At 41.3% G+C, this 26,158-nt stretch carries 21 protein-coding genes; 9 read left to right on the forward strand and 12 right to left on the reverse strand.

Annotation, left to right across the window (positions count from 1 at the left end; genetic code table 11):
- The first annotated feature begins 216 nt into the window (after positions 1-216).
- Positions 217-4,509 (forward strand): multifunctional 2',3'-cyclic-nucleotide 2'-phosphodiesterase/3'-nucleotidase/5'-nucleotidase, encoded by a 4,293-nt coding sequence (locus JJ692_RS17240; protein ID WP_206533995.1) that lies wholly within the window; start codon positions 217-219, stop codon positions 4,507-4,509.
- Positions 4,510-4,595: 86 nt separating this feature from the next.
- On the opposite strand, the gene JJ692_RS17245 is transcribed toward JJ692_RS17240, so the two are convergent.
- From JJ692_RS17245 to JJ692_RS17275, 7 genes are all read right to left on the reverse strand, one after another.
- On the reverse strand, positions 4,596-5,030 hold the full coding sequence (locus JJ692_RS17245; protein WP_073204286.1) for a terpene synthase: 435 nt from the start codon (positions 5,028-5,030) through the stop codon (positions 4,596-4,598).
- 72 nt (positions 5,031-5,102) lie between these two features.
- Positions 5,103-5,831 carry a trehalose operon repressor gene (gene treR, locus JJ692_RS17250; protein ID WP_034623146.1) on the reverse strand — a complete coding sequence of 243 codons (729 nt, stop codon included), beginning with the start codon at positions 5,829-5,831 and terminating at the stop codon, positions 5,103-5,105.
- A 19-nt stretch (positions 5,832-5,850) separates the two neighbouring features.
- On the reverse strand, positions 5,851-7,551 hold the full coding sequence (gene treC, locus JJ692_RS17255) for an alpha,alpha-phosphotrehalase (RefSeq protein ID WP_206533996.1): 1,701 nt from the start codon (positions 7,549-7,551) through the stop codon (positions 5,851-5,853).
- A gap of 15 nt (positions 7,552-7,566) precedes the next feature.
- Complete coding sequence (treP, locus tag JJ692_RS17260) at positions 7,567-9,003, reverse strand: PTS system trehalose-specific EIIBC component (protein ID WP_206533997.1); 1,437 nt, start codon at positions 9,001-9,003, stop codon at positions 7,567-7,569.
- Between the two features lie 164 nt (positions 9,004-9,167).
- Positions 9,168-9,557: a DnaJ family domain-containing protein gene (locus JJ692_RS17265; protein WP_024425281.1), complete on the reverse strand. Its 390-nt coding sequence runs from the start codon at positions 9,555-9,557 to the stop codon at positions 9,168-9,170.
- A gap of 179 nt (positions 9,558-9,736) precedes the next feature.
- Positions 9,737-11,461, reverse strand: coding sequence for a methyl-accepting chemotaxis protein (locus JJ692_RS17270; RefSeq protein WP_206533998.1), 1,725 nt, complete (start codon positions 11,459-11,461; stop codon positions 9,737-9,739).
- A 31-nt stretch (positions 11,462-11,492) separates the two neighbouring features.
- A complete protein-coding gene (locus JJ692_RS17275) occupies positions 11,493-13,151 on the reverse strand; it encodes a pyridoxal phosphate-dependent decarboxylase family protein (RefSeq protein ID WP_044334637.1) in 1,659 nt (552 codons plus the stop codon).
- A 577-nt stretch (positions 13,152-13,728) separates the two neighbouring features.
- On the opposite strand from JJ692_RS17275, the gene ltaS reads away from it, so the two are divergent.
- Positions 13,729-15,711 carry a lipoteichoic acid synthase gene (gene ltaS, locus JJ692_RS17280; protein WP_151040240.1) on the forward strand — a complete coding sequence of 661 codons (1,983 nt, stop codon included), beginning with the start codon at positions 13,729-13,731 and terminating at the stop codon, positions 15,709-15,711.
- Positions 15,712-15,809: 98 nt separating this feature from the next.
- Positions 15,810-16,397, forward strand: coding sequence for a YjgB family protein (locus tag JJ692_RS17285; protein ID WP_103132783.1), 588 nt, complete (start codon positions 15,810-15,812; stop codon positions 16,395-16,397).
- 44 nt (positions 16,398-16,441) lie between these two features.
- Here JJ692_RS17285 and JJ692_RS17290 read toward each other — a convergent pair whose 3' ends face one another.
- On the reverse strand, positions 16,442-16,945 hold the full coding sequence (locus JJ692_RS17290) for a DoxX family protein (protein WP_024426621.1): 504 nt from the start codon (positions 16,943-16,945) through the stop codon (positions 16,442-16,444).
- Positions 16,946-17,140: 195 nt separating this feature from the next.
- On the opposite strand from JJ692_RS17290, the gene JJ692_RS17295 reads away from it, so the two are divergent.
- The gene (locus JJ692_RS17295) at positions 17,141-17,899 is read left to right on the forward strand and encodes a DUF817 domain-containing protein (RefSeq protein WP_125587257.1); all 759 of its coding nucleotides are present in this window, start codon (positions 17,141-17,143) and stop codon (positions 17,897-17,899) included.
- 18 nt (positions 17,900-17,917) lie between these two features.
- Here the strand turns inward: JJ692_RS17295 and nagE are convergent, their stop codons facing one another.
- Positions 17,918-19,285, reverse strand: coding sequence for an N-acetylglucosamine-specific PTS transporter subunit IIBC (gene nagE / locus JJ692_RS17300; RefSeq protein WP_171464057.1), 1,368 nt, complete (start codon positions 19,283-19,285; stop codon positions 17,918-17,920).
- Positions 19,286-19,472: 187 nt separating this feature from the next.
- Here nagE and map point away from each other — a divergent pair, with 187 nt between their 5' ends.
- From map to JJ692_RS17315, 3 genes are all read left to right on the forward strand, one after another.
- Positions 19,473-20,222, forward strand: a complete 750-nt coding sequence (map, locus tag JJ692_RS17305; protein WP_024424611.1) for a type I methionyl aminopeptidase — start codon at positions 19,473-19,475, stop codon at positions 20,220-20,222.
- A 324-nt stretch (positions 20,223-20,546) separates the two neighbouring features.
- On the forward strand, positions 20,547-20,708 hold the full coding sequence (locus JJ692_RS17310; protein WP_087978305.1) for a hypothetical protein: 162 nt from the start codon (positions 20,547-20,549) through the stop codon (positions 20,706-20,708).
- Between the two features lie 134 nt (positions 20,709-20,842).
- Entirely contained in the window at positions 20,843-20,980 is a 138-nt protein-coding gene (locus tag JJ692_RS17315) for a YflJ family protein (protein ID WP_064497716.1), read from the forward strand.
- Between the two features lie 43 nt (positions 20,981-21,023).
- On the opposite strand, the gene JJ692_RS17320 is transcribed toward JJ692_RS17315, so the two are convergent.
- Complete coding sequence (locus JJ692_RS17320; protein WP_073204264.1) at positions 21,024-21,674, reverse strand: MOSC domain-containing protein; 651 nt, start codon at positions 21,672-21,674, stop codon at positions 21,024-21,026.
- A gap of 122 nt (positions 21,675-21,796) precedes the next feature.
- Between JJ692_RS17320 and JJ692_RS17325 the strand changes: the two genes are divergently transcribed.
- A complete protein-coding gene (locus JJ692_RS17325; RefSeq protein WP_073204262.1) occupies positions 21,797-22,069 on the forward strand; it encodes an acylphosphatase in 273 nt (90 codons plus the stop codon).
- A gap of 258 nt (positions 22,070-22,327) precedes the next feature.
- Here the strand turns inward: JJ692_RS17325 and JJ692_RS17330 are convergent, their stop codons facing one another.
- The gene (locus tag JJ692_RS17330; protein ID WP_073204260.1) at positions 22,328-23,215 is read right to left on the reverse strand and encodes a LysR family transcriptional regulator; all 888 of its coding nucleotides are present in this window, start codon (positions 23,213-23,215) and stop codon (positions 22,328-22,330) included.
- Positions 23,216-23,332: 117 nt separating this feature from the next.
- On the opposite strand from JJ692_RS17330, the gene JJ692_RS17335 reads away from it, so the two are divergent.
- Positions 23,333-24,742, forward strand: coding sequence for an MFS transporter (locus tag JJ692_RS17335; RefSeq protein WP_073204258.1), 1,410 nt, complete (start codon positions 23,333-23,335; stop codon positions 24,740-24,742).
- 305 nt (positions 24,743-25,047) lie between these two features.
- On the opposite strand, the gene JJ692_RS17340 is transcribed toward JJ692_RS17335, so the two are convergent.
- Positions 25,048-26,154, reverse strand: coding sequence for a nitric oxide synthase oxygenase (locus JJ692_RS17340; RefSeq protein ID WP_044335441.1), 1,107 nt, complete (start codon positions 26,152-26,154; stop codon positions 25,048-25,050).
- Positions 26,155-26,158: the final 4 nt, after the last annotated feature.

A 26,158-nucleotide genomic window follows, 5' to 3' on the forward strand; every position in this document is an offset into this window, starting at 1 on the left:
ACTATACCCGGGGAGATTGAAATCAAACATCCTATCCCGATCAGAAAACCCCTTATGATAAAAATAAGTATTTAGACTTATTTATATTTCCTCAACAAGGTAATTCGTATGATTTATGTTATCTTTACAATAATCTGCAAAAAATAACTACAAAAGTTAACGAAACATTTCTACAATAGGTATTGTGGTCAAAAAAATTAGAAAGGCGGAGATCAGGTGAAGAAGCAAACACATAGGTCTAAACGAAGGAAAAACCTGTCTATTCTGCTCACTTCCATTATGATGATTAGTCTCATTCTCCCAGCAGTACCTACTCATGCAGCAATAGAAAACGGCGATGCCGTAAAAGTCAGCATCTTAGCCACAACGGATGTTCATGCGAACATGATGAATTACGATTATTACAGCGACAAAGAAACAAATGAATTTGGTTTGGCAAAAACAGCCGAGCTGATTGAAAAGCACCGTTCACAAAATCCAAATACACTCCTTGTTGATAACGGAGACCTGATTCAAGGAACCCCTCTTGGAGAATACGTTTACAAAAATGAAAAAGACAGTATCATCAATCAAACAAAGGTTCACCCCATTATTCATACACTCAACAAACTAAAGTACGATGCAGGCACACTTGGCAATCATGAATTTAACTACGGATTATCATTTCTTGACGGTACTATTGCCGGGGCTAACTTCCCGATTGTCAATGCGAACGTCAAAAAGTTAAATGGAGAACATCGTTTTACGCCTTATGTGATCCAAGAAAAAACATTTAAAGATGCAAACGGAGCTTCCCAAACTGTGAAAGTCGGTTACATAGGATTCGTTCCACCACAAATTATGACGTGGGATAAGAAGCATTTAGATGGACAAGTTCAAGTGCAGGATATCGTCGAATCTGCCAATGAAACCATTCCTGAAATGAAGGAAAAAGGCGCAGATATCATCGTCGCTCTTGCCCATACAGGGATTGAAAAAACCGCTTCACCAAAAGGATCAGAAAATATGATCTTTGACCTTGCCACAAAAACAAAAGGCATCGATGCGATCGTGTCCGGCCATCAGCACGGCACATTCCCAAGCGCTGAATATAGCGGCGTCGACAAATTCGATGTCTCAAAAGGAACGATCAACGGCATTCCAGTCGTCATGTCAAAAAACTGGGGAAGCTACCTCGGAGTCATTGATTTAACATTAGAGCCTGACGGCAGCAAATGGAAGGTCACAGACGGAACAGGAAAGATTGAATCTGTTGCAGGAGTCACCTCTCAAAACAGCACTGTGAAAGATGCCATTCAAACAACGCATCAAAACACACTTGAGTATGTGAGAAAACCTGTTGGTAAAACAGAAGCAGACATTAACAGCTTTTTTGCTCAAGTGATGGATGACCCTTCTATTCAAATTGTGACTGATGCACAAAAATGGTATGCACAAGAAAAAATGAAGGACACGTCATACAAAAACTTACCGATTTTATCTGCAGGCGCCCCGTTTAAAGCTGGCGGCCGAAACGGTGTAAATTATTATACAAATATCGCAAAAGGTGATTTAGCAATTAAAAACATCGGCGATCTCTACCTTTACGATAACACCGTGCAGATTGTCAAACTGAAAGGCAGTGAAGTGAAAGACTGGCTTGAGATGTCTGCTGGACAGTTTAATCAGATCAAACCAAACAATTCAAATGAACAGCCTATTTTAAACGAAGAATACCGCTCGTATAACTTTGATGTGATCGATGGTGTCACCTATCAAGTCGATGTGACGCAGCCTGCTAAGTACAGCACAACAGGCACTCTTGTTAATGCGAATGCAAACCGCATCAAAAACTTGTCCTACAATGGGAAGCCAGTCTCTGACAATCAAGAATTTTTAGTCGTAACGAACAACTATCGAGCTTCTGGCGGCGGGGGCTTCCCGCATCTGACGCAAGATAAAGTGGTGCTTGCCTCAGCTGATGAGAACCGCCAAGTGCTGATGGATTATATTATCGAACAAAAAACCATCAATCCAAGTGCGGATCAAAACTGGTCCATTGCACCAGTCAAGGGCGCAACAGTCACATTCGAATCTTCTCTTTTAGCTAAGCCGTTTGCTGAAAAATCAAGCAGCGTAGATTTTGTTCGTAACGCCAGCACAGATGGTCTTGGCGTGTACAAGCTAGCCTTTAAAGAGGATGGCACAACAGAACCGCCTGCATCAGATAACTGGAATTTAACGGTGATGCATACAAACGATACACACGCACACCTTGATGATGCGGCAAGACGTGCAACAAAGATTAAAGAAGTTCGAGCCGAAAGCAAAAACAACATTTTATTAGATGCTGGAGATGTCTTCTCTGGTGACCTATATTTCACAAAATGGCAAGGACTTGCCGACCTAAAACTGATGAACTTAATGAAATATGATGCCATGACGTTTGGTAATCATGAATTTGACAAAGGTCCTTCTGTTCTTCGTCAATTCCTGACAGGTGATGCATCAGATGTAGATGCGAAAAACCGTCATCAATTTGAAAAGCCTGCATTCCCAATTGTGTCATCAAACGTTGATGTCTCTAAGGAAAAACAATTGAGCGGCTTAGTGAAAAAGCCAGCCACATTTAAAGCTGGTGAGAAAAAAGAAGCTGGGATTTACCCATACATCCTGCTTGATGTAAACGGTGAGAAAGTGGCTGTATTCGGCTTAACGACTGAAGACACGGCCATTACGTCCAGCAGCGGTCCTAACATTCAATTCAAGGATGCGTACAAGAAAGCAAAAGAAACAGTCAACACCATTCAAACAAAAGAAAAAATCAACAAAATCATTGCTTTAACACACATTGGCTATAACCGTGACCTTGAGCTTGCTCAAAAAGTAGACGGGATTGATTTAATCATTGGCGGTCACACGCACACCCTTGTTGAAAAATTAAAGGTCGTCAATAAGAAAGAACCAACAATTGTCGCACAGGTAAAAGACTACGGACAATTCTTAGGAAAAGTAGACGTGGCCTTTAATCAAAAAGGAGTCGTACAGCCAAAGGAATCTTCTTTTGACCTCATCACCATCGATGACTCCGTCAAAGAAGATGCCGATGCAAAAGCAATCCTCGATCAGTACAAGGCAGATATTCAAGATTTAAAAACGGAAAAAGTCGGGTCTACCGATGTCCTCTTAGATGGACAACGCGAGCATGTCCGTGCGAAGGAAACGAACCTTGGGAACTTTATTGCTGACGGCATGCTGAAAAAAGCACAAGAATCTGCTGGTGCTGACCTTGCCATCACAAACGGCGGCGGTATTCGAGGCAGCATTGAAAAAGGAGATATCACATTAGGTGATATTTTAACGGTCATGCCATTCGGAAACACACTCTATGTCGCAGATTTAAAAGGCAGCCAAATTAAGAAAGCACTCGAACAAGGGCTTTCAGGGATTGAAGAAGGCGGCGGCGCGTTCCCTCATGTAGCCGGCATTGAATATACGTTTACACTGAGTAAACCAGCTGGCAGCAGACTCATTGATGTCAAACTGAAAGACCAAAACGGCAAACTAACAGACATTGATGATCAGAAAACATACCGCGTGGCGACAAACGCATTTGTCGGCACAGGCGGAGATGGCTACAGCGTCTTTACAGAAGCTTCTCACGGCGAAGACTTAGGCTATGTTGACTATGAAATCTTCAAAGAGCAAATTGAACAGGCAGACGGCGGGCATATTTCTCCTGTCATCGATCATCGAGTGAAAGAAGTGTTCCTTCCGCGTGCGAAAGGAAAAGGCGCCTATGACATTCAAGATGATGAGAAATTCCAAACGTATGTGCAGCATACAAACAAAGCATTGCTCTATTTAGACAAAGCAAGCGAAGCGAAAAACGTTCAATTGTCTCTATCAAAAGCGCAGGTAGCCGAGCTGAAGAAAAGAGAGCAAGATCCAAACGTCACCATCTATCATGACAAAGTGGGACTCGCATTACCGCTCTCTAATTTGTCCGAAAATAGCGCAGATATATGGATGAAAAAGACGAATAAGGTGAAAAATGCATTAACGGATACGTATGATTTCCAAATCAAACAAGATCAGAAAAAGGTTTCTACCTTTAAAGATCCTGTCACACTATCCTTTACATTAGATGAGCCTCAAAAGGCGAAGAAACCTGGTGTATATTATGTAGACCGCAAGAAAAACCGTTATGCCAAAACAAGTAACGGATCGTTCGAAAATGGGGTCGTATCAGGTCAAACTGAACACTTCAGCGAATATACCGTACTCAACCAAAGCGGGGCAGCTGGAACAACGCCAGATCAAACTGGCGGAGACGGCGGTACATCAGTGCCAGGCGAAGGTACAGGTACAGATCCAAACCAAGATGGAACCGGAATCCCAGGCGGAACACTGCCTAATACAGCAACGATGATGTATACAGCTGTATTGATTGGTGTACTTATGCTTGCCTTAGGCGGTATCCTATATTACTACCAGCGCAAGCGTACAAGAAAAAATGTATCATCCTAAAAAAGGACAGAGCGTATGCTCTGTCCTCATATTGTTGACAAAGGGCTAAAATGATCTTGATTTTAGCCCTTTGTCTTCTTTTCATCTCAATCTTGGGATAAATAAATCCAATTGCGCTTATCAAATTCTTTCACATTATCTGATCCTATATGACGCAGCATTCTATTGAAGAACGTGATATCATCTTCATCATCGATGGCATATAAATCCTCTTGAACATAATCTCTTATAATAAAATTCGTTAAGTTCGTATTATTCACAAAATCAGCAAAATAATCCTCTACAAGAGTTAAATCCTCTTCACTTAACTTTTCATCATTAATAATTGAAATATGAAACACATTCAAAATCGCTTGTATATCTTCTTCATCCATATAACATAATGGCTCTAGTTTTCGATCTTCTTCCGTAAACGGTTTTCGAGTATCTTCAATGATCACGTAACATAATATTCGATGATCTTTCATCACGCTAAAAATTTCTAAATCCCTTAATTTTAGTGGTCGATTCAGTTTAATCATTTTTCCTCCTATAAATCATGATCTTGTCGTTGTATATCCCCGCCCTTCTCCAAAAATTGAAACGGACAGAGCCTATGCTCTGTCCGTTTTTTCTCTTCTAGCAAAATCGACGAATCTGAAGCGGTCTAATCGATGACGGCTTTCTGTGTATTGAAATAGACTCGTATCCTCTAAGAACACATAATTCTTTACCACGACAACATGGTCAAATCCCTTCAAATCAAGGTACTTCGCATCCTCTTCTGTACATGGCTCTACCACAAATTCCTTTTGAGCATAGCTGATCGATACACCGAGTTCTCCCTCAATATACTCGTAGATGGATCCTTCGCATATGTCTTTAGTCAAGACTTCAACATGCTTTTGCAAGAAGTAGTCCTTGTCTAAAATCACTTCTTCCCCGCTAATATTACGAGATCGAATGACTTTCCAAACGTCTGTCTGTTCATCAATTTTCAGCTGAGATTGAATATACTGATCCGGTTTAATTAAGCCAAATTCATGAACCGTTGTGACTGTCTTTCGGCCAAGCGTTTGTGAAAGCTCTTTAAAGCTGACAAGACCTGATACAGGGAACTGCATTTTCTCCCGATTCAGCAATACAGAGCCTTTTCCGCGGATTTTTTGAATATAGCCATTTTGCACAAGAATATTTAATGCCTTTCTCACCGTCTCCCGGGACGTGTCGTACATGATAGAAAGTTCATGTTCTGATGGGAGGATGCCTTTATCCTGCCATTCACCTTGCTCAATTCGTCTTGCGAGCTGATCATAAATCACTCGAAACTTATTCTCTTTCATTTTCCCTCCGCCCCATTTTCTAGCGTTTGGTTAAATGATAAACGATTGACTCATATGGGCGCAACGTAAATCCCTTGATATGTGCCGGCACATCCTCATAATTGGATAACAGGACTTGCCCCTCCATCTCATCTACAGCCTGCACAAGCTCATCAGGAAGCGTAAAGTCCGCCTCCCCTGGATAAAAGTGATTGATCACGAGGAGCTTCTCATCCTTGCTTTCTCTAACATAAGCAAAAATCTTTGGATCTTCTGCTAAAAGTAAGGAGAAGCTGCCATATGTGATCACATCAAGTTCTTTACGCAGTCTGCAAAGGGCTTGGTAATGATAGAAAATGGACGTCCGGTCTTTTAATGCAGCTTCGACCGAAATGTCGTTATGGGCTGGCTCAATCCAAGGTGTTCCTGTTGAGAAACCTGCATTCTTCTCTGAGGTCCACTGCATTGGTGTTCTCGCATTATCTCTTGACTTGACCTGTAAAATGGCGAGTGCTTCTTCCTTTGATTTTCCCTTTTCAAGCATGACTTCGTACATATTGAGTGATTCGATATCACGGTAAGACGCAATGTCCTCAAAGCGAGGGTTCTTCATGCCAATTTCCTCACCTTGATAAATATAAGGAGTCCCCTGCATCAGATGAATCGTGGTCGCCAGCATCTTCGCTGATTGCTGATGATACGTGTCATCATCACCATACCTTGAGACGATCCGCGGCTGATCATGATTGCACCAGAACAGCGCATTCCAGCCGCCGCCCTCATGCATTTTCGTCTGCCATTCAGACAGAATCGACTTTAATTCTTGAAAATCAAATGGTGCGATCGCCCATTTTTCGCCGTTTGGATAATCCACCTTTAAATGATGGAAATTGAACGTCATATCCAGCTCCTGCCGATCAGGTCTTGTATACCGAATGCAGTCTGCGATATTCGTTGAAGACATTTCTCCAACTGTCATGCTATCGTATTTCGAAAAAACCTCCTGGTTCATTTCATGCAGAAATTCATGAATTCTTGGCCCATCCGTATAGTACATGCGGCCGTCGCCTTGCACAGATTGTCCGGCGTCATCTAAGAAACGCTGATCCTTTGAGATGTTGTTGATGACATCCAGCCTGAACCCATCAATTCCTTTTTCAAACCAAAAGTGCATGATGTCATATACTTGCCTGCGCACCTCATCCTTCTCCCAATTGAGATCCGCCTGAGTGACATCATATAAATGAAGATAATAATCTCCTGTTACTTCGTCTAGTTCCCAGGCTGGGCCGCCAAATTTCGACTGCCAATCATTCGGCGGAGATCCGTCCGCTTTTGGCTCCTTCCAAATATAATAATCTCGGTAAGGATTATCCTTTGACTCACGCGAGGCTTGAAACCACTCATGGAAAATGGATGTATGGTTAACGGCTAGATCCATGATGACTCGTATTCCTCTCTCATGCGCTTCTTTCAGCATGCGTTCAAAATCTGTCATTGTGCCGTACATGTCATGGATTTTTGTATAATCGCTGATATCATAGCCATTGTCATGCTGCGGGGACTCATACATTGGCGTGAGCCAAATACAATCCGCCCCAAGCTCTTTAATGTAATCAAGCTTTTTCGTCACGCCATTGATATCCCCTGTACCAGAGCCCGTTGTATCTAAAAAGCTCTTCGGATAAATTTGATAGACCACCGCTTTTTTCCACCATGGTTCATTTGATTGCTGATTCAATTTCCTTCACCACCACTAGTTAAGTTCTTCTGAAAAATCCTTCTTCTTTTTTAGTTTTGCATATAAAAGAGTACCGATGAATGGAAGGATGAGGACAATCACCATTCCAATTGCAAATGCCCCCCAATATTTCGGGATAATGGAGAAGATTCCTGGAATGCCTCCAACACCAATTGAGCTTGCCAGCACCCCTTGAGAGGCGATAAACATACCGGCTAATCCTGAGCTGATCAGTGCAAAAATAAATGGGAATCGATAACGCAGGTTGACCCCAAACATCGCCGGTTCGGTAATTCCTAAATAAGCAGAAATACTTGATGTCAGCGAAAGTCCTTTTTGTTTTTCATCTTTTAAGACAAACATCATTGCCAGTGCAGCTGATCCTTGTGCGATATTGGACAGTGCAAGCATTGGCCATAGGAACGTGCCGTGCAGCTTTGAGTTAATCAATTGAATATCCACAGCAAGGAACGTATGGTGCATTCCTGTAATGACTAATGCTGCATACAGTCCGCCGTATAATAGACCGCCAAGTGCTGCGAATTGCTGGAATACGGCTACAAGTCCAGATGTTAAAACATTACCGATTGCAAATGTAACAGGTCCAATGACGATAAATGATAAAAATCCAATAACTAATAACGTAATCGGTGCAACAACTAACAGCTGAATACTTTCAGGTGTCCGTTTTGTGATAAATAATTCGAGCTTTGCAAGTAAATAGGAGGCGACGAGTATCGGAAGAACCTGTCCTTGATAGCCTACCTTCTGCACTTCAAGTCCAAACAAGTTCCAAACAGGAATGTCACCGGTCTTCTCAGCCGCTCCATAGCCCCATGCGTTTAACAAGTCCGGGTGTACAAGCATCAGTCCAAGGACCATCCCTAAAAGCGGATTTCCCCCAAACCGCTTCACAGCTGACCAGCCAATTAATGCTGGCAGGAAGGTGAAGGCAGTGCCTGCAATTAAGTTGATCATATTCGCTAAATCAGCCCATGCCGGATACACATCCACAATCGATTTTTGATCGAAGAAAATATCAGGAGCTGTTAAAATATTATTAATCCCCATTAATAAACCGGCTGTGACGATGGCAGGAAGAATTGGTATAAAGATATCCGCAAGCGTTTTCACAGCACGCTGCAATGGATTTAATTTTTGATCAGAGGCACGCTTGACGTCTTCTTTTGTGGCTTCCCCAATCCCCGTCCTTTTGACCATTTCGGCATATACTCGATTGACGACCCCTTGGCCGATAACCACTTGGTATTGACCGTTCGCTGAGAAAGATCCCTTCACTTCATCAATTTGTTCAAGTGCTTTCTCATCCACCTTGTCTTCATCTTTCAGCACAAAGCGCAGCCTTGTTACACAATGTGTCGCTTGATCAATATTTTCTTTGCCGCCGATGGCTTTCACAATCTGATCTGCTGCTGCCTGATAATCAGCCATACTATCCCCTCCGAGATCGTTTTTTTATATAAGAAAAAAGAACCAAAAAACTTGTATATACATGTTACTTTATATTTTATATTTGTATATACATGTAGTCAACAACAAAATGCAGCGCTTACATAAAAAAAGCTCCCTCAATGTGCTCAGGGAGAGGCAGCGTGTCATCCTCTTTTTTTATGCTCCGTTAATTTCTCGTAGACCTTATTTTTGTAAAAGGAGGAGGCTGGGCGGGCAAAAGTTTGGCGCTTAGATGTAAGTTCATCCAGACGTTTTTGTTTTTCTTCACAGATAAGAGACAGTTTCTTTCTTTCTTCTCCATCTATGCTTGATTGAAGTAATTCTTTGACAGTCATGAGTTCTTTTTTCAGCGCTGTTTCTTCCCCAGCAAATCCGGCATTTTTCATGATGCGGTAGCCCATTCTAAGTTCTTCTGGTACATGAGCAGCATCATCTTTTGGCAGAGGTTTCCCAAAGCCAGATAATCCTTCAAAAGCCCCGTTATCCATCGCTTTTTTGATCCGTTCTTCTGATAATCTCTGCGCAAAATCCATAGCGTTTCTCCTTTCGCCGCAAGTATTTGATTAAGCATAGCAAAAAAGCTGGCTCTCTCACAAGAGCCAGCTTCAGCATCTAGACACTCCCTCGCATTCGGTGTCTATCCTGCGCTCAGGTGCTCGTCCCTTCTTCGCTGAAAAGAGAAAAAGGGCTAAAATATTTTAGCCCTTTCTCGTTATTTATTGTCGACTTTGAAGGTTGAGACCATTTGTGCTAAGTCCTCTGACATGTCAGAGAGCTGTTCAATCGCACTTGAAATTTGCTGCATACCAGCACTTTGCTGTTCTGTTGCTGCCGCCACTTCTTGAGAGCTGGCTGCATGTTCTTCTGATACAACAGAAATTTGCTCAATCGATGTAGAAATCGTTTGATATGCTTGCTCAACTTGCTTAATAGAAGCAAGCAAATTGTTCGTTCTTCTTGAAAACTGAGATACACCGTCGTAAATCAAAGCGAAATTTTGTGACGTGCCTTCCATTTGCTCACGTCCTTCTTCCACTGCTTTACTACTTTCCTCTACACTTTCAAGAACGCGCTGACTGTTTTCCTGTGTGCCGATGACAAGATCTGAAACGGTTTTAGCCGCATCCGCTGATTGCTCAGCTAACTTGCGCACCTCATCTGCCACAACAGCAAACCCTTTTCCTTCTTCTCCAACACGTGCCGCTTCAATTGAAGCATTCAGTGCAAGCAGATTCGTTTGGGCTGAAATGTCCGTAATAATTGAGATGACACTTTCAATCTCCGTTGAATGAGATTGTAATTCTTCTGCTGCCTGCTTTGAGTTGGTCATCTTGTCATGTAGCATATTCAGATGATCAAGCACATGGTTCACTAATTTTTGACCAGATTCTGATTGCTTTTGTACGTCAGATGAAACAGATTTCATTTCGTCGACTTCTTTTGTGACGCCTTCGATTTGAGTATCGATCTCTGCAACGGATCTCGTACAATCCGTGATATTTGCGACAGAATCATTGATTCCTTCACTCATATTCGTCATAGCTTCTGATACTTGCTGCGCACTTTGACTTGATTCGGTCGTCACCGTACGAAGCTGTGAAGACATTTTCGACACTTCACTAGATGAGTTTGAGATTTTCGAAATGAGCTCTTTAATCCGTCCCTGCATCTTTTGGAAGGATGCGGCAAGCTGGCCGATCTCATCTTTACTTTCAACCTCTACCATACCAGTTAAATCACCGTCAGCAATTCGATTCGCTGATTCCATCAAGGAACGTGCTGGTTTTGCAATTCTTCTTCCCATGAAGTATGAGAAGAGTAATCCACCGATAAGCACAATGGCAGATGCCACTGTGATATAGATCATCAACTTCTGCGTTGTTTGAGGCACGACAGACGCATCTAAATCAATGCCTAAAATCCCTGTCAGCTCACCGCCTGAATCCTTGATTGGCAAAAAGACTGATTTATGTGTACCAAATGAATCTTTGTAAATATCACTTTTGACCATTTTATCTTCAGAGAGCGCTTGTTTCATCTCTTCTGAAAAAGCATAATCTTGATCAAAGTCATTTTCTTCACCGGTTAGTATAATAATTCTTTCTTTGCCGCCTTTATTAGATAACACGTATAAGTTCTCAAGCGTATGATCTTTTTGAAGCTCTGCGAATTTCGTTTTGATCTCAGCATAAATAGGATCATCCTTCCCGCTAATGCTGAGTACGTTTCCATCGATGTTATCGATTTCTTTTTTGGCGGTATCAATATCTGTTGTTAATCGATAATCAAATTGCTTTAATAACTGGGATGATAAATCCTGGCTCACTAGATAAAAGGTTAGAACGAATAATGCTACGGTTGCGAGTAATGTTACGGTAACGACTGACATGATTTTAGAGGATATCGTGTATCCTCCAAATTTCCTTTGTTTCGCCATTTTTTCCTACATCTCCACTCTCAGATTTGATTTAAGCATGTACATTTTCAAATTGACCACAAACAGATGCAATCACATCTTTTAAATAAGATACGATATGAGGGATATGCTCTGGTAACGTATAAGGTGAGATGACAAAAAACTTACTAACACTTAGATAGAATTCTTGACCTTCTTTTGAGTTGACAAGTAAAAACTTCGTTGTATCGCCAAAGAACATCTCATCTCTTTTCTCTCCAAGTTTTTCAAACAGCATTTTGTTCAATTCATTGTTTCTCTCAATTTCCATTGAAGTTGCTTCGCCAGAAATCTCTTCTTGAAAACGCGGTGAGCCGTCTAGGTAAATTCTAAATAATGTAGCCATTCCGACGTTGTCATCATTCACGACTTCTGCTTGCGGAATTTCTCGACTAAGTGCTTCTCTGAAGGCAAGGTTCACTTCTAAGAATTGACCGAGCAAGCGCTGATAGCCTTCAACCCCAAACGTTAAGAGCACACTCAGCATGCTGATTGAGCTTCCCATTCTTGAACACTCAAGTGTATAACCCGTATGGTATTCCCCGTAGCCTCTATGGCCAACGTATGGTGTCTCTTGTTCTTCCAGGTCCAAACGCTTTAAGTCAGCAGCGTTTTTCACTAAGAATAAACTGGATGTGTAAGGTGTTTGGCCAAGCTTTTGAAAATCAAAGCACATCGAGTCTGCAAGAGAAAGATGCTGGAATTTCGCTTTGATTTCTTTTAGCATACGAAGAACACCGACTGAGAATTGCAGCGGGTTTTCTGATACATCATACTCATTAAAGAAAGCAAAGAATCCACCCAGCGCCGAATCTGCATGAATATGCGGCACCTTCAGATCATACTTTTCAGCAATCGCTTCTGCTGTTTCACGTACCCCTTTGACATCATCAATTGCAATGGCATCTGTTGTTCCGGTTGTTGCCACAATATAAACGGGAATCCCGCCACCCTGTGCAACACGTTCCATTTGACAACGCAAATCTTCCATATCCATTGAATGATCTTTATTCGTCTTAATTCTGATTAAGTTGTTTGTGCCTAGTCCTGTTGCTTCCATTGACTTAAATAAGCTGTAATGTGCAGCATCAGAACAAAACGCATAAAGATTTTGTGGAACTCCTTTTCGCAGTGACTCCGGCGCAGCTTTTGCGATCGCTAAACGAAGTCCTGAAAAAATCGCTCCTTGACCTCCCCATGTTGTGTATCCCCCGCTCATATTTGGATCATATCCGATGAGCTTAGACATCATTGAGACCACTCTGACCTCAGCTTCCGCACCTGCTGGTCCATAAACATCCCAAAGGTTGTTTCCGTTTACCAGCATAGCTGTCAGCATGCCTAAAATTCCTGGTGTACTTGCCATTGGCAAAATGTTCGTGAAGAAATACTTGGTGTGGTATGGATGGTTATGTAAAAGCTTCAGTAATTCTTCATTCACAAGTTCCGCTTGCTGGCCGTTCATCGGAATTTGACTTGTTTCAGTGAGCTTTTTGTAAAAATCCTCCCCACGATTCTTTTCACCTTTAAGGTGTGCACGGTTGGGATCTTTCAGGTCATCGACCCCTGAAATGATCTGCTCCATCAATTTGATGAGTTCTTTACGCTCTCCTGCATTTCCGTCCTCACTCGGAAACCAGTTCTGAACGAGGTTCTCTGCTCGTACAGTCATATACTATCAATCCTTTCAATGGAAGATTTCCTGTCACTGTCTATATCGACCCCAATTCAGAAGTTTATAGTCTCGATATGTTCACTTAAGTATATTTAGATAATTTGTTCACTTATTAAAATAAATGAAACCCTTAAAAGACACATAAAAACCATTATGTTCACGAAACACAAAAATATATTGATATATCGTATAGGAGGAATTTTTATCCATCGTCTTATTCCATTACATGGCTCATTTTTTTTGTTTAACCTGCATAAACATTAATAAACAATGGAAATACTCTAAATGACCATTGTAGAAATTAAATTAATTCTTTAGACTTGTATCTTTTTACCTGTTTTATTGATATAGCAACTGGAAAATTGCTGAATTTTCTGTCAATAATAGGTCAATTTTCATAAAAAGTTTTTCGATGGGCGAATATTTTCATTTCCTCTCCTTTTATTGCTCGGACAGGCTTGCAAAGGCTCTTCACTGGTTATGACTTTTCTATTTGTGCATTTCGTGGTATATTCTAATGGTTCGTTTTCTTTCGTTCCGCCTCTTCCGTTTAACGGAGAAAAGGAGTGTTTATATGAAAACATTTATTCAAAAAAGAGGTCTCGGCTTCTTTCTGATTGCAGCCACCTTACTATGGCTCAAAACGTATTCAGCGTATTTAATCGAATTTAAACTTGGTATATCAAATGTGCTTCAGCATATTTTGCTTTTCGTGAATCCTATTAGCTCCAGCTTGTTCTTTCTTGGCTTTGCTTTATTGTTCAAGAAAAAATGGCAGCCTGCCGCTATCATTGTGATTCACTTTTTCATGTCTTTTTTACTATACGCAAACATCGTGTACTATCGATTCTTCAATGACTTTATCACGCTGCCTACAGTGATGCAGGCAGGAACGAATGGCGGACAATTAGGTGATAGTGCATTTTCACTCATGCGTTGGACTGATGTGTTTTACTTTATTGATACAATCATTTTGATTGTACTTGCAGTCCGCATGAAAAGGCAGCAGCAAACAAGTACAGCCACTGTACCTGTTCAAAAGTCAAAATCGTTTAGACTCGTCCTTGTGTCCTCTGTTGTGATCTTTGTTTTAAACTTAGTTGCTGCAGAGATCGATCGTCCAGAGCTTTTATCAAGATCGTTCGACCGCAATTATTTAGTTAAATATTTAGGTGCTTATAACTTTACTGTGTTTGATGCCATTCAAAATGTGAAATCAAACAGCCAGCGTGCTCTGGCAAATTCAAATGACGTGACAGATGTAGAGAACTATTTAAAAGCGAACAGCGCTGATCCTAACCCGGCTTATTACGGGAAAGCGAAAGGCATGAACGTCATTACAATTTCTCTTGAATCTCTGCAAAACTTTGTCATTGATTATAAGGTGAATGGAAAAGAAGTAACGCCATTCCTTAATTCATTGGCACACGATAACAAAACGTTTTACTTTGATAACTTCTTCCATCAAACAGGACAGGGAAAAACGTCTGATGCTGAATTTATGATGGATACTGGGTTATTCCCATTATCACAGGGCTCTGTTTTTATTAACAAAGCGCAAAACACATATCAAGCACTGCCTGGTATTTTGAAGAAGGATCAATATACGTCAGCAGAATTCCATGGCAATACGAAAACCTTCTGGAACCGTAATGAAATGTTTAAGTCGTTTGGGTATGACAGATTTTACGATTCTGAGTACTACGATATGAACGAGCAGGATACGAAGAACTATGGACTGAAAGACAAACCGTTCTTCAAAGAATCGATGCCAATGCTTGAAAACTTGAAGCAGCCGTTTTATTCGAAGTTCATTACCTTATCGAATCATTTCCCATTTGGAATGGACGAAGGTGATACTGATTTCGAACCTGGTGATTTCGGTGACTCTGTCGTCGATAACTACTTCCAATCGGCTCATTATTTAGATGAAGCGATTGAACAGTTCTTCAATGATCTAAAAAAGTCAGGTCTTTATGACAACACAGTCGTCATTATGTACGGAGATCATTACGGTATTTCTGAAAACCATAATGAAGCGATGGAAAAAGTGACAGGACAAAAAATTGGAGATTATGAAAATGCGCAGCTCATGCGTGTGCCGCTCTTTATCCATGTTCCTGGCGTAAAAGGCGGACAGATTCATAAATACTCTGGTGAAGTCGATGTCGCACCAACTCTTCTGCACCTGCTTGGCGATGATACGAAGAACTATTTAATGTCTGGTTCTGATATCTTATCGAAGAACTTTAAAGAGCTTGTGCCATTTAGAAACGGTGACTTCGTGTCTAAGGACTACACGAAAGTAGGTAATAACTATTACAGCAACAAAACAGGCGAGAAAATCGAGCCAACTGACAAGGCATCCCAAGAAAATGAAACGGTGAAAAAGATGCTGGAGACATCTGATAAGATTGTCACCGAAGATTTACTCCGTTTCTACAAGCCTAAAGGCTTTACACCGATTGACCGCAATGATTATGACTATACAAAGAAAGTACAGGATGAAAAGGATTCCTCTTCCGCCAAAGATGAATCCAGCTCTTCTTCAAAATAACGTTCTCATGCTAAGAACCAGCCGATCCTTGATCAGCTGGTTCTTTTTACGTTTGATCATGATTACTCCGGGTATAGGAGAAGAAGGAGGGATATATCATGAAGAAATCAGCAGCTTTTGTCGTGACTGCCTCACTTGCTTCGTCTGCCCTTTTCGGTTTCAGCCCTGCTGTCTCAGCACACGCCATGACCAAACCGGCAGCAGAACAATCCGTTCCTCAAGGTCCAAAAGCCGCGCTTACCAGCATTTATGAGCTGGCACATAAAGGACAAATGCCCTACTATGCTAAAGGATTGAAAATTGGCGTTCAAACAAAAAAAGACGTTCATCATCAGCTCGGAAATCCATATCCAGAAACAGGTCAAAGCAGCTTTGATTTGTATCATGCGGAAATGGGGAATCCCGGATTTGCTTTTCACTATGATGCAAAAGGCAAAATTGATGAAATCCGTTATTTCGGTACAAATGTAGAAAAAGAAACAAATATCGGCGGTATGACCCCTTCGTTACTAAAGAAACAGCTTGGACCAGCGGATTCAGTGAGCACCATTCCGCAGACAAAAGAGAAAAAATATGTGTATCGAACCGGTGATTATGAGCTTGAATTTATCGTTGGACATGATCCTGATATCAGCCAGCATGAACTCACCGTGCTGCATATCAACTTGATAAAAGCCAATTCTTAAATAAAAAAGCATCCTGAGCGTTTACTCAGGATGCTTTTCTTTTATTATGATGCCACTTCTAATTGCGGCTTTCTTTTCAATTTTCGTTTGAGGACTGGACCTGCTACATAATCAAGACCAAGTTTTCCGGCATTTCCTTTCGCTGCCATGATGAAGACTGCGATCAGAAGAAGCAGCGGGTTCACAGAGACAGTTCCAGCTAGTAAGAAAGAGACATTCATCACGCTTCCAAAAAAGGCTGCTGTTGTTGTAAACAAACCAACAATTAATCCTAGGCCTACTAAGATTTCTCCCCACATGACCATGGCACTGAATAGTCCGGCATTTGGCAAAGCGACATTTTCTAAAAACCATACATAGAACGGATACACTAGATGACCATCTTTGACGACAGGTTCAGATATTGCAAATTGCAAATAGCCTGATGCATCAAATCCACCTGTTAGTTTTCCAATACCAGATGTCAGCCAAGTCCATCCGATATAAAGTCTTGCTGCCAAAAGGATAACGGCTGCCCATACATTCGTTTGTAAGAATTTTGTAAACATGATGATGCCTCCCTTTAAATTATGTGAAATATTTCACATTTTCTTTATGATCTTATTATACTATTCAAAATGTTATTTGTGATCTTTTTCACATATATATTCACAAATTGTTCATGAATATCTAGTTGAGGTAAACTTTTCCCTTGCTAAAACCGTCTAAGTCATTTCAGACAGTGAAAAGGGGTTTAATTTTGTATGAAAACACTATTTCATTTTGCTTATTTACAGGCTATCTCATGTCTATTCCCCGTCATGATCTTTGCGGCGCTTGCCCTATCAAAGACGGTGTCTATTCCTTTTCTTCACCGGTATGATTTCATTCTATTGCTTTGCCTAGCGGCTCAGATTCTGATGCTGACGCTGCGGCTGGAGACTTTGGCGGAGCTAAAGGTCATTTGTCTATTTCATCTCATAGGAATCTGTTTAGAAGTGTATAAAGTACATATGGGCTCTTGGTCCTATCCAGAAGAAGCTTATACAAAAATATTTGGGGTTCCACTTTATAGCGGCTTTATGTATGCGAGTGTGGCTAGTTATATTTATCAGGCATTTTCACGACTTCATGTAAAAGTAGCCGACTGGCCTCATCCATTTCTTTCAATTGGCATCAGTTTGTGCATTTATCTCAATTTCTTTACGCATCACTGGCTCTATGATGTCAGATGGTGGCTGACATGTCTGCTTGTTGTTGTGTTTCGGAAAACATCGGTTTCGTTTCAGGTTGGTCCATCTTCCTTTCGAATGCCGCTTGTTGTTTCATTTCTCCTGATTGGCTTTTTTATTTGGATTGCCGAAAATGTCACCACCTTTTTAGGCGCATGGCAATATCCAAATCAGCAGCATGCTTGGTCCATTGTTCATCTAGGGAAAATTAGCTCATGGTTCTTACTCGTTGTGATCAGTATTGTGCTAGTGATCGAACAGCGTAAACAAAAAAACGTTCAGCCCATTTGACCTGGCTGAACGTTTTTTTTAATCTCGATCGACTTCCTTACGGAGATCATCTGCGACAAATTCTACATTCGTTCCAATAATAATTTGTACGGATGTTTTTCCAGAAGTCAGCACCCCTTTGGCACCTGCTTTTTTCAATGTACCTTCATTTAATAAATTTGTATCCTCTACTGTTAAGCGAAGACGTGTGGCACAATGATCAATCGTGGTGATGTTGTCTTTGCCGCCAAGTCCCTCTACGAGCATACTCGCTCCTCCTGCCGTCACCACATCATCTGCTGCGATATCTTCTATGTCATCATCTTCCCTGCCTGGTGTTTTCAGCTTTAATAGTTTAATGAGGAAATAGAAAACGACAAAGTACACGACGCCATAAATGATTCCTACTACGAGAAGCAAGATCGGCTTTTGCGCAATGCCGAAGCTTAAGACGTAATCAATCGCACCTGCTGAAAAGGCAAAACCGCTATGAATCCCAAGGGTATTCACAATAAAAAGCGAAAGTCCCGTCAAAATAGCATGGACACCATATAAAAGTGGTGATAAAAACATAAAAGAAAATTCAATTGGTTCAGTGATCCCTGTTATAAATGATGTAAGTGCCATCCCAATCATCAGACCAGCTGTTGCTTTTCGTTTCTCAGGTTTTGCAGTTACAACCATGGCTAGACATGCCGCTGGCAGACCAAACATCATCACTGGGAAGAATCCAGTCATAAAGACACCTGCACTTGGATCTCCTTTAAAGAATCGCGCTAAATCCCCTGTTGCCCCGCTGAATTCACCGAATTGAAACCAAAATAAGTTATTCAAGACATGGTGAAGACCTAATGGAATGAGCAATCGGTTAAAGAAACCAAACAACCCTGCACCTGTTGCACCAAGGCTTAAAATCCATTCTCCTAAATCATTGATTACACTTTGAATCGGCGGCCATACATATCCGAAAACGGCTGCTAATAGAATGGTGAAAAGTGCGGTCATTATAGGCACAAGCCGCCTTCCACTAAAGAAACCTAAGTATTCCGGCAGTTTCGTATCCTTAAATTTATTGTAAACATAACCTGCCAAAAGTCCGCATAAAATACCGCCCAATACTCCCATATTGTTGGTTGAGTTAATCGACGTTGTACCGGCTGACAAAATAAAATAAGAGATCGCTCCTGATAATGCCGCTGCCCCGTTCCCATCCTTTGAAATACCAATCGCTACACCCATTGCAAAAATTAAAGCCAAGTTCGCAAAAATTGCATTCCCTGCCGCATGAATAAACGGGATATTGAATACATCCTCCCGCCCAATGGCCAAAATAATCCCTGCTGCTGGAAGTACAGCGATTGGAAGCATAAATGATTTTCCTAGCTTTTGAAAAAACTGAAACACCATCTGATTTCCCCCCTTTGTCATCATCATGACCAAAGCATTCATGATGTTCATAAAAAATATATCATATGCACGTCTAGTTATCTATACCAATTTGTCCACATCCATTTGAATTCCGCTCTTTACTCTTTTTGCGTAAAATGTGGTAAGCTATTGAATAGAATGAAGATATAGAAAGCGGGAATGAACAGTGATTGTCAAACATGATCATGAGTTAGAAGCCTTAAAAAAAGTCGGCCGAATTGTCGCTTTGGCAAGAGAAGAAATGAAAAGCCAAGCGAAACCAGGCATGTCTACAAAAGAATTAGATTTGATTGGGAAAAAAATATTAGAAGAGCACGGTGCCAATTCAGCACCTGAAAAGGAATATGACTTCCCTGGTACCACTTGTATCAGCGTGAACGATGAAGTTGCACACGGTATCCCAAGTGAAAAAACCATTTTACAAGAGGGCGACCTCGTGAACATTGATATCTCAGCAGAACTGGACGGCTATTATTCCGATACGGGCATTTCATTCGTTTTAGGTACAGGTGATGCTCGTCTTGAAGCATTATGTAAGTGTGCGGAAGATGCGTTCCTTGAAGGATTAAAACATGCAAAAGCCGGTAAAAGACAAAACCAAATTGGCCGTGCGGTCTACAATACAGCGAAAGAACAAGGATTTACCGTCATTAAAAACCTGACAGGACACGGCATTGGGAAGAATCTGCATGAAGCACCTAACCATATCTTGAACTACTATGATCCATTCGATAATGCTTTGTTTAAAAATGGCACAGTCATTGCCTTTGAACCTTTCATTTCAACAAATGCTGAATCGATTTATCAGGCTGATGATGGCTGGACATTTAAAACACCAGATAAAAGTCTAGTCGCACAGATTGAACATACGATTGTGATCACTAAAGACGAACCGATTATTTTAACAAAGCTGTAAGCCAGCTATCCCCTCCTTCACAGGTGGGGAATCAGATTGTTGACAAAGGGCTAAAATGATGTTGATTTTAGCCCTTTGTCTTCTTTTCAGCGTGATAGAAAACCTTTGCAGTCTAGGAAGGACGAGCAGCGGAGCAGAGCGAATTTGACATTCGTGAGCACCGGAGCGCAGACCTGACAACGAATGCGAGGGTTTGTCTACACGCTGTATCCCCTCCTTCACTGAGAGGGGATTTTTTCATGCCCGTTTCACGAATCTGTCACGACTAAACAAAAAAGCCTGTGGTAAAATAGGCAAAGATATGTGAAAGGGGTCTTATTTGATATGTGGTTCATCATCATAGGTGTTATCTTTTTCATCGAAAGTATTATCTTAACGGTTGTAGGGATTAAGAAAAAACAATCCATGATGACCTATCTTGGTGTTGTCATCATGATTATGACGGTCGGCATGATCCTCGTTACCCTCAACCCGCCAAATTCATAAATCAATATTTCCAGCATATACATGGATCATAGGCAGATAGAATCAGTTTTCATTTCTTGACACCTGCACGCTTTTCACGTCCTTTTTTGAGATGTTACAATGCAGGCAGTTTCAATTGAAAGGAGTTTTCTATCATGCATTATGGTAGCAAAGGCTGGTATGTCGAAGAATTAAAGAAGCTTGGTGTGACTAAGCATGAAGGAAGAAAGCTTCAAAGCTTAAAAACATATTTCCTTGCAAATCTTCTTGAGCAAAAGAAACGCAGCTCATAAACGCTGAAAAGCCGTACATCTTAAGATGATGTACGGCTTTTTTTTAAATGTGCTGAATTCGTTTTTCTAAAGACTTCCTCACCACATCTGCTAAAGCATCTACTTCAAGAACAGCTTTCAGTCTCTCTGGACTTGTTTGACGATATTTGACTTCGTTGACCTCATGGACCGTAATGTGATGGGACGCTTTTTCTACTAGTACAAGCGATGCATCAGGCGGCACCATGCCTTCTTTCAATACACGTAAATAAAAGCCTGTATACCCTGTTTTTTGCACTTCCTTTACAAGCTTCATGTTGCCATGCTTAAGAGACAATTTCACACAAGGCTGTCTTGGCTGGCTCACCTCAACAAATGCATCTCCAAGCTGAAACACATCGCCAATATGCACATTCGTTTCGACTAGCTGGCGTACTGTTACATTCTCGCCAAAGGCAGCTTCCTGTAATGGTACCCCTAAAAATTGTTCAAAGTGAGCATAATGATCATACGGAAAGACACAGACGGCTTTATCATAACCCCCATGATGAACCAAATCCCCTTGACCATCTCCTTCAAAATTGATCTGACTTAAATACACAGGCTCATGAATGCGCCTTTTGTTGATGGCTGTTTTGATTTCTTTTCCATTCGCATATGTAATGATAGGTTGTCCCACTTGGATTCCTTCTATGTCGTATCTCTTTTGTCCCACGATGGCCATCTCCTTTGGTTGTCTACTGGCCTTTATTTTACATCGTTTGACAATCAAATCATAGTCGAGGCGTGAAGATCAGATGCAGGCTATGGTACGATGTGAAAAAAGGAGAGATGACCATGATTCATTATCACGCCATTATAAAAGGACGTGTGCAAGGAGTCGGCTTTCGTTATTTTGTTCAGGGAGAAGCCGTAAATCGTGGAATCAAAGGCTGGGTACGCAACACAGATGAAGGTCATGTCGAGTTAAAGGTAGAGGGTGAGCAGCAGAAAGTGATTGATTTCTTAGAGACTGTCCGGAAAGGAAGTCCTTTTTCAAAAGTCACCGACATGCAAATGGAGCCGCTCACCGAGCTTGCTCATTATCAGGATTTTCGAATACGGTCATAAAAAACCTAGCTATATGTAAACATTATTCCTATTCATGATAGTTAGACGGAGCTTTCGTATGATATAGTTCAGCCAGAATTTTCTGGTTGAACTTTTTTTATTTAGATTTAATCTATCAGTAGCCAGGGTAGAACGTACGGAGGCGTGGGACATTGATTCTCAAGTAAACTGTTCACCACCTACTTGTAGGAATATGTTTGAGGCTGGTTGGGACTTAGATCTTCTATAACATCGAATCGGTACGAGTCATGCATAAGATTAATTGGACTGGTTCGATATTGCCTCAAAATAGTCTAGAACTACTTTGCGGAATTCTAATGAAGCTTGCGTCATGTATCGACTTGTATGCCACAATAAAGCGATATCACGTACAAGTTCATGATTCTCAACTTGCAAATATTTAATCTTTCCCCATGATATTTTTGCTGTGCTTGGTATGAAGGCAAGTCCAATTTCAGCTTCTACAAGACTGATCAAACGTGTAGGTTCATCGCCCTCATACACATATTTAAGGTCAATTCCAGCCGATTTGCATACAGAGTCTACTAAATCACGAGTGCCGTATCCTCTTTTCACACCGACAAAGCATTCATCCTTAAGTTCTGTTAAACATACGCTAGTTCGGTCTGCCAGTCGATGCCCATTAGGAACTGCTACAAGAATGGGATCAACAAAGACAACTTGACATTCGATGTCTTCCCCTTGAAAAGGAGAGGACGACAAGCAAAAATCGACTTCGCCTCGATGTAAAAGCGTGACCATTTCCAGTGTGGTCAGCATTTGCACATGAAATTGGATATTAGGACGTTTTTTACGAAACTCTCGCATCATCTGAGGCAAAGTGCTTGCTGTGGTTACCGCAAGCTTTAGTGTACCAGATTCTCCTCTAGACAAATCGCTAATCTCCTGTTTTCCCTGTTCCAACTCAAACAAAGCCCTTTCCGCGCGACGAATGAATTTGTTGCCAAATTCATTTAATCGCAGTTTCCTGCCTGTGCGATCAAATAAAGGTACCCCTAAATCTTCTTCCAGACGCTGAATTGTTTTGCTAAGCGACGATTGCGTAACGTGGAGGCTTCGTGCAGCTTCGGTTACATGCTCTAATCGAGCTACCTCTAGAAAATATTGTAGTTGAAGGAGTTCCATTTCATTTTTTCTCCAATCATTCCTTTTGGTCAATGATATCATAACTTTAAATGCGTTGGAATGAATGTAAAATCCCAAGTAAGATATCAATATAACAAATTTAAAGGGGGAGAAAAAATGAATTCTCGTAGCAGATGGTTAATGATATCCGTTGGACTAGGAATATTATTAAACCCTTTAAATTCATCAATGATTTCTGTTGCTATTGCTAGGTTGCAACATGTGTATAGCATTGATTTTACTGCTGTTTCCTGGATTGTGTTTTCATTTTATATCGCTAGTGCTATCGCCCAACCTGTCATGGGGAAGGCTAGTGATTTATTCGGCCGGAGGAAGATATTTCTGGCTGGTCTTGTTGTATCCTTAGTTTCTTCTATTCTGGCTCCATTTTCTCCAAATTTCGGATGGCTTATTGTGTTAAGAATCGTACAATCCATCGGAACTAGTATGCTGATTGCAGTTGGAACAGCTATAATACGCATTCATATTACAGAAAAACAATCAGATGCTTTAGCAGGTTTATCAATTTTCCTATCCGGTGCGGCAGCTATAGGACCTTTTGCCGGAGGAGTACTTATTCAATGGTGGGACTGGCCAGCGATCTTCATCGTCAATACCCCGTTTGTAGTGGCGAGCTTTATATTATCTTGGAAAATGATTCCTAATGATGGACCAGCAGCAACGGTTTCATGTGACATGTCGTTTCGAAAATTACTGGGTGTGATTGATGTGCCAGGAATTCTGCTTTTTGCGGTGGGTCTGATTGCCCTTCTAGTTGGCTTGCTGGCAGCGAAATCATCTGGGCATTTCTCTATGTGGAATATCGTTGTTGTGCTAATCGGGCTCGTTGCGGTGGGAATATTCGTACGACATGAGCTAAAAACAGTGTCGCCATTTATTCCTTTACGTACCTTCGCCAAATATCCAGGGATGACTTGGGTCAATATACAATACTTGCTAGTTAACTTCCTTTATTATTCACTCTTTTTTGGGATTCCATCATACCTGCAAATGGTACGTCATGTCAGTGCATTCCACACAGGGATTCTTATGTTAACCTTAGGCTTGAGCTCGATTGCAGCTTCGCCAATAGCAGGGAAATGGGTCGGTAAATCAGGACCCAGACCTGCATTGATTGTATCCTCATTACTGATGGTAGTAGGGGCAGTGTGGATCGTGACATGGACGCAAAGTTCACCAGTCATCAGTGTGTGCCTGGCGTTAGCCGCGTTCGGTTTTAGCAACGGGCTAAACGCTGTTGGTATGCAGGCAGCTTTGTTTAAAAGCTCTCCAAAAGAAATTGCTGGTGTAGCATCTGGCCTATTTAATACATCGAGATACTTGGGAACAATTTTATCTTCACTGTTGACAGGTGTCATTATGGGAGGTGCGTTCACCTTTACAGGATTCCGATTGCTGGGGGTTTTCCTAATGGTCATTGCATTGGTTTTAGTATTTATAAGTCTGCGACTCAGATATTCTGAGCAATTGGATGAACCGAGTACAAGCAATTCAAACAAAAAATAAAAATTGGAGTTGAATGTTATAACAACTGTTAATATCAAGGAATGGTCCTCATGGGATCAAACTTGGCAGGGAATGCAAAAGGATAAACAGCCCCAGGGTGAGAAAGTCATCCAGAAGTGGAATGCGAGAGCGTAAACTTTCGCCCATTGTTGTAGTAAGGAAGAGATCTTTTGTGGTCATCATAAATAAAAAGGGATAGATATCTATCCCTTTTTTTTTAATCAATTTAAATGTTCAACACCATATGAGAGGACACATGTATTATGATAAAAGACATCTTTTTATGGAATTACATATAACTCTCGCTAGGCTTTTTCTGTCCTGTGATAGGGCTTGTCCTGATAAAAATAGTTTGGTTTCACAATGGTATTGTCGTAATGCTTGTGGAATATGTGGGTAGCAGCTGGTGATACTGGCGGAATCAGCCATGTCCAGTCCCCAGTCAGCTTGCGGTCAGCCTTTTCTTCCTGCTTTTCAAACTGCTTGAATTGATGTGCTGCTGTATGGTGATCGACAATGGTTACCCCTGCTTCGCGATAAGAATGGAGAACCGCCACGTTCAATTCGACAATGGCTTTATCCTTCCAAAGGGACGCATTCTTGGTTGTGTCCAGTCCTAAAAGAGAAGCGACTTTTTTCAGCATATTGTAGCGGTTTTCATCCGCTAGGTTGCGTGCGCCAATTTCTGTGCCCATATACCAGCCATTAAACGGTGCAGCATTGTAATGAATACCGCCAATCTCTAATTTCATATCAGCAATAATCGGGACCGCATACCATTTTAGTCCCAAATCACGGAATCCATCATATTCAGGATGGGTGATCTCTACCTCTTGGACGATTTCTTTCGGAAGCTCATACAGAACAGGCGGCTGACCTTTAAGCTGAAACATGAGAGGCAGAATATCAAAATGTGTGCCCTCCCCTTTCCAGCCATGTGCTTCACATAATTTTGTTAATTCAAGAGATGCCTCGTCGCCGATGATGCCGTATTCCGTTTCATAGCCTGCATAACGGACGAGCTGATGATTATAAATGACGACTTCCTTCTGTCTGTTTTTCTCTGGGGGAAAGATCGTAATGGACGGTTTGATTTTCCCGCCATTTGTCGCATACTCAATATGATGAAAGAGCGCCTCCTTCACCTCATCCTCTGTCTTTACATGCCGGCAGTCATGCACTTGCAGGGTCGACCAAAACAAACGGCCAATGCAGCGGTTACTGTTGCGCCATGCCATTTTCGCCCCGTGAGCTAATTCCTCTAGTGTATGCGTATAAATTCCTTCAGACTCAATTTCTTTTTTTATTTCATGCAGACGTGCTGCTTTCTCTTCATTTGACTTGTTTAATTCTTCATAGCATACAGAAATAAAAGCTTCTGCTTCATTCCACAACGCTTCTTGATTACTCAAACAT

The sequence above is a fragment of the Bacillus sp. 3a genome (genome assembly GCF_017161885.1).
Lineage (GTDB): Bacteria > Bacillota > Bacilli > Bacillales > Bacillaceae > Bacillus > Bacillus safensis.